The organism is Actinophytocola sp., assembly GCF_035762905.1.
GTDB lineage: Bacteria > Actinomycetota > Actinomycetes > Mycobacteriales > Pseudonocardiaceae > DASYTH01.
This window is the reverse complement of record NZ_DASUCC010000104.1, coordinates 1-5,995: the sequence shown is the minus strand read 5'-3', so window position 1 is coordinate 5,995 and position 5,995 is coordinate 1. Positions and strand designations below refer to the sequence as shown.

Annotated in this window: 7 protein-coding genes and 1 pseudogene; 2 read left to right on the top strand and 6 right to left on the bottom strand. The window is 69.2% G+C overall.

Annotated elements, in window-relative coordinates; translation table 11 throughout:
* Window positions 1-136: pseudogene (locus tag VFV67_RS23275) on the top strand (translocation protein TolB); the annotation flags it as partial.
* Between the two features lie 144 nt (window positions 137-280).
* Here the strand turns inward: VFV67_RS23275 and VFV67_RS23270 are convergent.
* From VFV67_RS23270 to VFV67_RS23250, 5 genes are all read right to left on the bottom strand, one after another.
* Window positions 281-622: an acyl-CoA dehydrogenase family protein gene (locus tag VFV67_RS23270; RefSeq protein ID WP_326472741.1), complete on the bottom strand. Its 342-nt coding sequence runs from the start codon at window positions 620-622 to the stop codon at window positions 281-283.
* A 139-nt stretch (window positions 623-761) separates the two neighbouring features.
* Window positions 762-1,484, bottom strand: a complete 723-nt coding sequence (locus VFV67_RS23265; RefSeq protein WP_326472740.1) for a hypothetical protein — start codon at window positions 1,482-1,484, stop codon at window positions 762-764.
* 121 nt (window positions 1,485-1,605) lie between these two features.
* Window positions 1,606-2,049: a hypothetical protein gene (locus tag VFV67_RS23260; RefSeq protein ID WP_326472739.1), complete on the bottom strand. Its 444-nt coding sequence runs from the start codon at window positions 2,047-2,049 to the stop codon at window positions 1,606-1,608.
* Window positions 2,050-2,151: 102 nt separating this feature from the next.
* Entirely contained in the window at window positions 2,152-2,838 is a 687-nt protein-coding gene (locus VFV67_RS23255; protein WP_326472742.1) for a response regulator transcription factor, read from the bottom strand.
* Window positions 2,826-3,971 carry a sensor histidine kinase gene (locus VFV67_RS23250; protein ID WP_326472738.1) on the bottom strand — a complete coding sequence of 382 codons (1,146 nt, stop codon included), beginning with the start codon at window positions 3,969-3,971 and terminating at the stop codon, window positions 2,826-2,828. Before VFV67_RS23250 ends, VFV67_RS23255 begins: the two co-directional genes overlap by 13 nt.
* A 178-nt stretch (window positions 3,972-4,149) precedes the next feature.
* Between VFV67_RS23250 and VFV67_RS23245 the strand changes: the two genes are divergently transcribed.
* Window positions 4,150-5,196, top strand: a complete 1,047-nt coding sequence (locus VFV67_RS23245) for a hypothetical protein (RefSeq protein ID WP_326472737.1) — start codon at window positions 4,150-4,152, stop codon at window positions 5,194-5,196.
* On the opposite strand, the gene VFV67_RS23240 is transcribed toward VFV67_RS23245, so the two are convergent.
* Complete coding sequence (locus tag VFV67_RS23240; protein ID WP_326472736.1) at window positions 5,083-5,715, bottom strand: hypothetical protein; 633 nt, start codon at window positions 5,713-5,715, stop codon at window positions 5,083-5,085. The two genes, VFV67_RS23245 and VFV67_RS23240, sit on opposite strands and share 114 nt — an antisense overlap.
* Window positions 5,716-5,995: the final 280 nt, after the last annotated feature.

Here is a 5,995-nt window from a genome sequence, read left to right as displayed (position 1 = left end):
GCAGAGTTCATCGGAGATCACCGGCCCGGCGTTCACTCCGGCCGGCAACCGGCTCTACTTCTCCTCCCAGCGCGGCACTTCCGGCTCCTCCAGCGGCGGCATCACCTACGAGGTCACCGGCCCGTTCCGCACCTGACACCGCGACCGTCAAACCGACTTGCCCCGAGCTATGACCTCCGTGTCGCTTGTGGACGGATGTTCTCTGGAGCCTTGATCGGCCGGCCAAGCCGCGACTCCCTCCACCATGGCGGTTGGCAATCGTCGAGCTGAGTCCTGGCGGTTAGGCCATGTCGGAGGCGGAGAGCGGGTCGTAGCCCGGGGTGCGGAACAGTGCCTGCAACTGTCTGCGGCGCATGCCGACGTTGCTGCCTTCGATGATCGGGTAGGCCAGCGCGTCCATCAGATGGCGGACCAGTGGGAAGTTCTGGTCGTAGGCGGTGACTCCGACGATCCCGATGAGGTCGCTGATGACCTGCACGCCGGTTTCGGAGCCGAAGATCTTCGAATGCAGGGCCAGTTCCGGGCCGTTGGGATGCATCGACAGCACGGCGTCCAGGGCACGCCAGGCCAGCAACCGGACGGCTTCGATCTTTGCTTTGGCGTCGGCCAGGACGTCGGACACGGCTTGTGGGCGATGATCGGCACTGGGCCGCCGCGCGTCTCGGACCGTGCGAAGCGGTAGGCGATGTCGAAGGCCTGCCGCATCGCGGCGGTGGCGAAGATGCCGATCGACGCGCCGCTGGGCAGAAACGCGTTGCGGGTCAACGCGACGCCCTGGCCTTCCGCGCCGAGCAGGTTGCCGCGTGGCACGCGCACGTCGGCCAGGGGACCCGGGTGGTCAGGCAGCCCTTGAGCCCGGGCAGGTCGTAGTACTCCTCAACCTCGATGTGGCCGGCCAGGTGTTGGCGTTCGGCGACGATGAGGGAGATGCCGCCGGGGGTGCGACAGACGATGGTCATCAGGTCCGGGCCGTCGCCATCCCAGCCAGGCAAGTGGGACGCCCAGGCCTTGCGCCCGTTGATCACCCAGCTGTCGCCGTCCGGGACCGCGGTGGTGCGGACCCCGAGGCCGGCTCCCTCGGCGTCGAAGTTGGCGCTGCCCTCGGGTTCGCTGAAGGCCATGGCGGTCAGCGGTGCGCCGGTATCGGCCAGGAACGGCCGGACGAACCGCTCGACCTGCTCCGGCGTACCCACCGCATATTTCATGTACTCGACCATCTGCTTGCCCCTGGCCGTGATCTCGGTTCGATCCACCGCGCTGGAGTTCCATATGCTGCCCTCGTAGGCGAAAGCCTTGGTGTACAAGGACAGCGCGCTGGCGGCGTAGGCAGCCTGGTTGGGTACCTGGAAGGCGATTGGGAAGGTGCCGCACACCACCGCCGCCTCCCCCACGGCCGGCACCACGACAAGGTGCCCGTCCTGGACGGTCGGGGCGGTCTGGATGGCGTGATGGACGCCCTCGACGGTAGCGTAGCGGTGGATCACGGCTCCCCCATCCGCTGCGCGAGCTGGGCCTGATCCCATTGGCGCCGACGCCACCAATGCCACGGCCAAACAGGCCACTACCAGCGAAAACGAACCAAATACTACGAATGCAGCTGGAATATTAGTTCAGTTGCAGTGACGAGATTGTGCGGGAAAAAGTGTTTTCCCTACGATTGTTCTCAGCCACGGTAGTACGGGAGAGCGGCTCGTCTGAACCGGCACCGCGGTCCTGGTCGACCTGCGTCGTGATGGTCAGCGTGCCGTAGCGGTTGTCGGCTGGGCGAGGATGTGCGTCGGTGTATCGGTCGGCTCGGGTTGGGAGCCAGCCGTTCACGGACTGGGTACCCGGGCCCGCTGCGGCTAGGTCAGGGAAGATTGCGACAAACCCGCCGGGAGCTGGCATGAGCCGGCCGACGCCGCTGTCCACGCCGATGATGTTCTGCGCTCTGAGGCGAAAATCGGTGAGTACGAACAGATTCGCGCTGGACCGGTCCGAGCCGATGAAGATCGCTGCCTCCGCTTCGTCCTGCCCTTCGACGCCGGGGAAGGGATAATTGCCAATCATCGCTTCTTGCCCGGGTCCGCGATTGCCCGGTTTCGCAAGCCGGCTCCGGTCATGCGACTTGGGGGCTTGTGGCTGGGTTTGCGGTGGGGTGTGGGTTGGGGATCAGGGCTGGTCGGCGAGCAGTCCGGCGTCGTGGGCGAGCAGGGCGATCTGCACGCGGTTGTGGAACTCCAGCTTGGTCAGGATGCGGGAGATGTGGGTCTTGACGGTGGGGATGCTCAGGTGGAGGGTGGCGCCGATCTCGGCGTTGGATTTGCCCTGTGCGACGGCGACGGCGACCTCGCGCTCCCGGCCGGCGAGCTGAGCCAGTCGGTCCCGGGCCAGGGTGCGCCGCCGGTCCTGGCCGGCGTCGGTGACGCGGGCGATGAGCCGTTGGGTTACGGCGGGCGACAGGACCGGCTCTCCGCGCGCGACGCGTTGTATCGCCGCGACGATGTCGGCGGGTGGGGTGTCCTTGAGGAGGAAACCGGCGGCACCGGCGCGCAACGCGCGCAGGATGTGCTCGTCGGCGTCGAAAGTGGTGAGGATGAGGATCTGCGGCGGGTCCGGTCGGGTACGTAGCAGTTCGGTCGCGGTCAGACCGTCCATTGTGGGCATTCGAATGTCCATGAGTACCACGTCCGGCCGGTGTTCAGCCACGGCGGAGGCGACCTTGGTGCCGTCGCCCGCCTCGCCGACGACCTGGATGCCGTGCGCGCCGTGCAGCATCAGCCGCAGGCCGGCTCGCACCAGCGGGTCGTCGTCTACGACGAGCACGCGGATGGTTTCCGGCGTTGTCACGACGGCCAGGGTAGCCAGGCGGCCAGCCGGAATCCGCCACTGGCGGTGGGTTGGTGGTCCAGCCGCCCCGCGGCCAGCGTGACCCGCTCGGCGAGCCCGACCAGACCCTGGCCACCGCCGGGCAGGGTCGGCGCCTCCGCTGGGGCGTCGTTGTGCACCTCGATGGTCACCCCGCGCGCGGGCGCCCCCGCGACGGTCACCCGGATGTGGCTGCCGGGCGCGTGTTTGCGCGCGTTGGTCAGGCCTTCCTGAACGATCCGGAACGCGGTGCGTCCGGTGGTGCCGGCGACGGTGCCCGTCACGTCCTGGCTCAGCTCCACTCGCATCCCGGCGTGGACCGACTCGGCGACGAGGTCGGGCACGTCGGCCAGGGTCGGCTGGGGACGATCGGTGACCGGGGTGCGCAGGATGGCGAGCACCTCGCGGAGGTCCTGCAACGCCTGGTGTGCGCTGGCGCGGATCACCCGCACGGCTCGGGCTATCTCCGTGGCGGGTGCGTTCGGCCGGTATTCCAGCGCGCCGGCCTGCACGCTCAACAGCGACAGCCGATGGCCCAGCACGTCGTGCATCTCGCGGGCGATCTGGGCCCGGGCATGGTGCTGGGCCTGTTCGGCGCGCAGCCGCGCCTCGGTTTCCGCGCGCTCGGCGCGCTCCCGCAGCGACAGCACCAACTGGCGGCGGTGCCGGGCGAACAGGCCCCATCCGACGACGGCGAAGGTGCTGGTGGCGACGAACAGCAGCCATTGCCCGACCGGCTCGCCCGACCCGGCGACCAGCAGCAGGAACGCGGCCTTGCCGAGCACGCTCGTCGTGGCGACGACCGCGGTGACCGGCACCGGCCGGTGCACTGCGACGGTGAACAACGCCACCAGCAGGGCGCCGTGGACCACGTCGGAGACGACGGACAGCGGGATCAGGACCAGCGCCACACCGGTCGGCCAGCGACGGCGCGACCACAGCAGCGCACAGCCGACGGCGCCGAACACCTGGGTGACGACCAGCACCGGCCGCGGCACCGTCGGATCCTCTGCCAGCAGCAGGCTCAGCACGGTGCCGTAGCCGAGCGCGCCGAGGAACACGGCGGCGTCGACGGCGCAGTCGCGTCCACTCCGCCGCCAGGGTGCCGAGCCCAGGCCGTCCACGACCGTGAACCTACCGGTCGAACCCGAACCGAACGGATACCCGAGCGCGAGCCGAAGACCGAAGTCGCCGCGCCGGATACTTTGGTCGCACCCCGCCGGTCGACGGCGAGACTTCGGTCATCGCGGGCCAACCCGGGGAACGATGTGCTCACCCGGCGCCGTTCCTAGCGTGCCGGGTGTGAACGAGGACACCGAGCGCCGCCGGGCGCCTTCAGCCGCCGGGCGCCGGCGTATGCCGCGGCGGCTCGCGCCGGCGATCGGGCTGTTCGTGCTGGCGCCGGTGTGCGCGGAATACCTCGCAGGCTACGACGACAGCGTGGGCCGGGTCTGGGCGCTCCTGGGCGGCCTGCTGATCCTGGGCCCGCTGTACGGCGGGCCGGCTCTGATCATCCGCGAGGTGGTGCGCCGCACCGGCCGCGGGTGGCCCAGCATGCTCCTGCTGGCCGTCGCGTTCGGCCTGGTTCAGGCCGGTCTGGTCGACCAGTCTCTGTTCGACCCGGCGTATCGGGACATCGACTCCTGGGCCGGTACCCGCAACCCCACCGCCATCCCCGCGCTGGGGATCAGCGTCCACACCGCGATCGTCTTCGTCGCCGGGCACGTCGTCTGGAGCCTCGGCGCGCCCATCGCCATGGTGGAGTCCCTCGTGCCGCAGCGGGCCACGACGCCCTGGCTGGGCCGGACCGGGCTGGCGGTGACCGGCGTGCTGTATGTGCTGGCCGCCTTGCTCATCTTCGCCGACCACCAGAACACCCAACAGTTCCTGGCCACGCTGGCCCAACTGATCAGCACCACCGTCCTGGTGGCAGCGCTGATCGTGGTCGCCTTTCTCCTCGGGCGCCAGCCTCGCCCGGCCATCGACCGGGCGGCGCCCAGACCGTGGCGCGTCGGCGCCCTCGCCGTGATCGCGTTCGGTGTGTTCGACCTCGCCGGTACCGACTGGCTGGGTGTGGCGGTCCAGGTCACGGCCCTGACCGCGCTGGTCGTCCTGGTCGGTCGGGGATCGCGGCGGACCGGCTGGGGACCGGACCAGCGGTTGGCGCTGGCCGCCGCCCCGCTGTTGACGCGCTCCTGGATCGCGTTCCTGGTCCCGCCGCTCGGCGATTCGCCACTACACCTGAAACTGGCGCACAACGCATTCTTCGCCGTCGGCATCGTGCTCCTGGTGACGCTGGGACTCCATGCGCTGCACCGAAACGCCGGCAACAGCTCCGGCAGCCCCTGACGCCGGCGGCCATGCCCGGAGAGGACGCTGCCGAGGATTTCTACCGAAACTGCGATCAGTCCTGCGGATCATCGCGATCGTGACGGCTGCCCCGGTCTGTCCAGCGGCCTGCGCCTGTGTAGCGCCATCGTCGTGATCTTCGCTGGTGATGCGGGTCAATCCGGCCAGCGGATCCAGGAGGGTGTGGTCGGTGCCGGTCAGCGTAGCCGCCGCCGTGGGTCCGGCGACCGGCTCGCTGCTGCGACACCAGCGGATCGGCAACGGCGCCGGGTGCTGCAGGCGACGATCGGTCGCGGCTTTGGTCCACTGGTCGCGCATCGCCAAGGCCAGCGCGTTCGTCAATTCATCAAGCCCGGGTTCGGTCGGTGCGGGCACGAACGACTTTCCCAGCGCGATCAGGCTGACCAGGACACCGATCGCGGTAAGGAGATATTTGGTGCGGTCGATGGGACCCAGCAACGCCACGACGATCAGCCCGACGCCGACAAGCAGCAGCAGGAGGAGCAGGGGCAATCGCAACGTGTCACGGACACAGCATCGCCCACATCCCGCCCCCGCGGTAACGCTCGGACACGTTAACCCCCCCACGAGCCGCTGGAAGCTTGCTTTGAATCGTCGAAGTTCGCTTGTGACATCAAAGATCCTCACCGACAGAGCAGAGGCATGCCCGTGCGGGCGTGGGTTCGCCGGGTGGTGACTGCGCAGCGAATCCGAGCAGGCGGACCCAACGGGGACGCGGTTGAGGGCATACGTAGTGGCTAGGCGCCGCGCGGTCCGACCAGGGCTCACACCCACTCGG

Coding starts and splice junctions, on each gene's coding strand:
- VFV67_RS23260 (WP_326472739.1), bottom strand. CDS start 2,049: ATGATTGGCAATTATCCCTTCCCCGGCGTCGAAGGGCAGGACGAAGCG.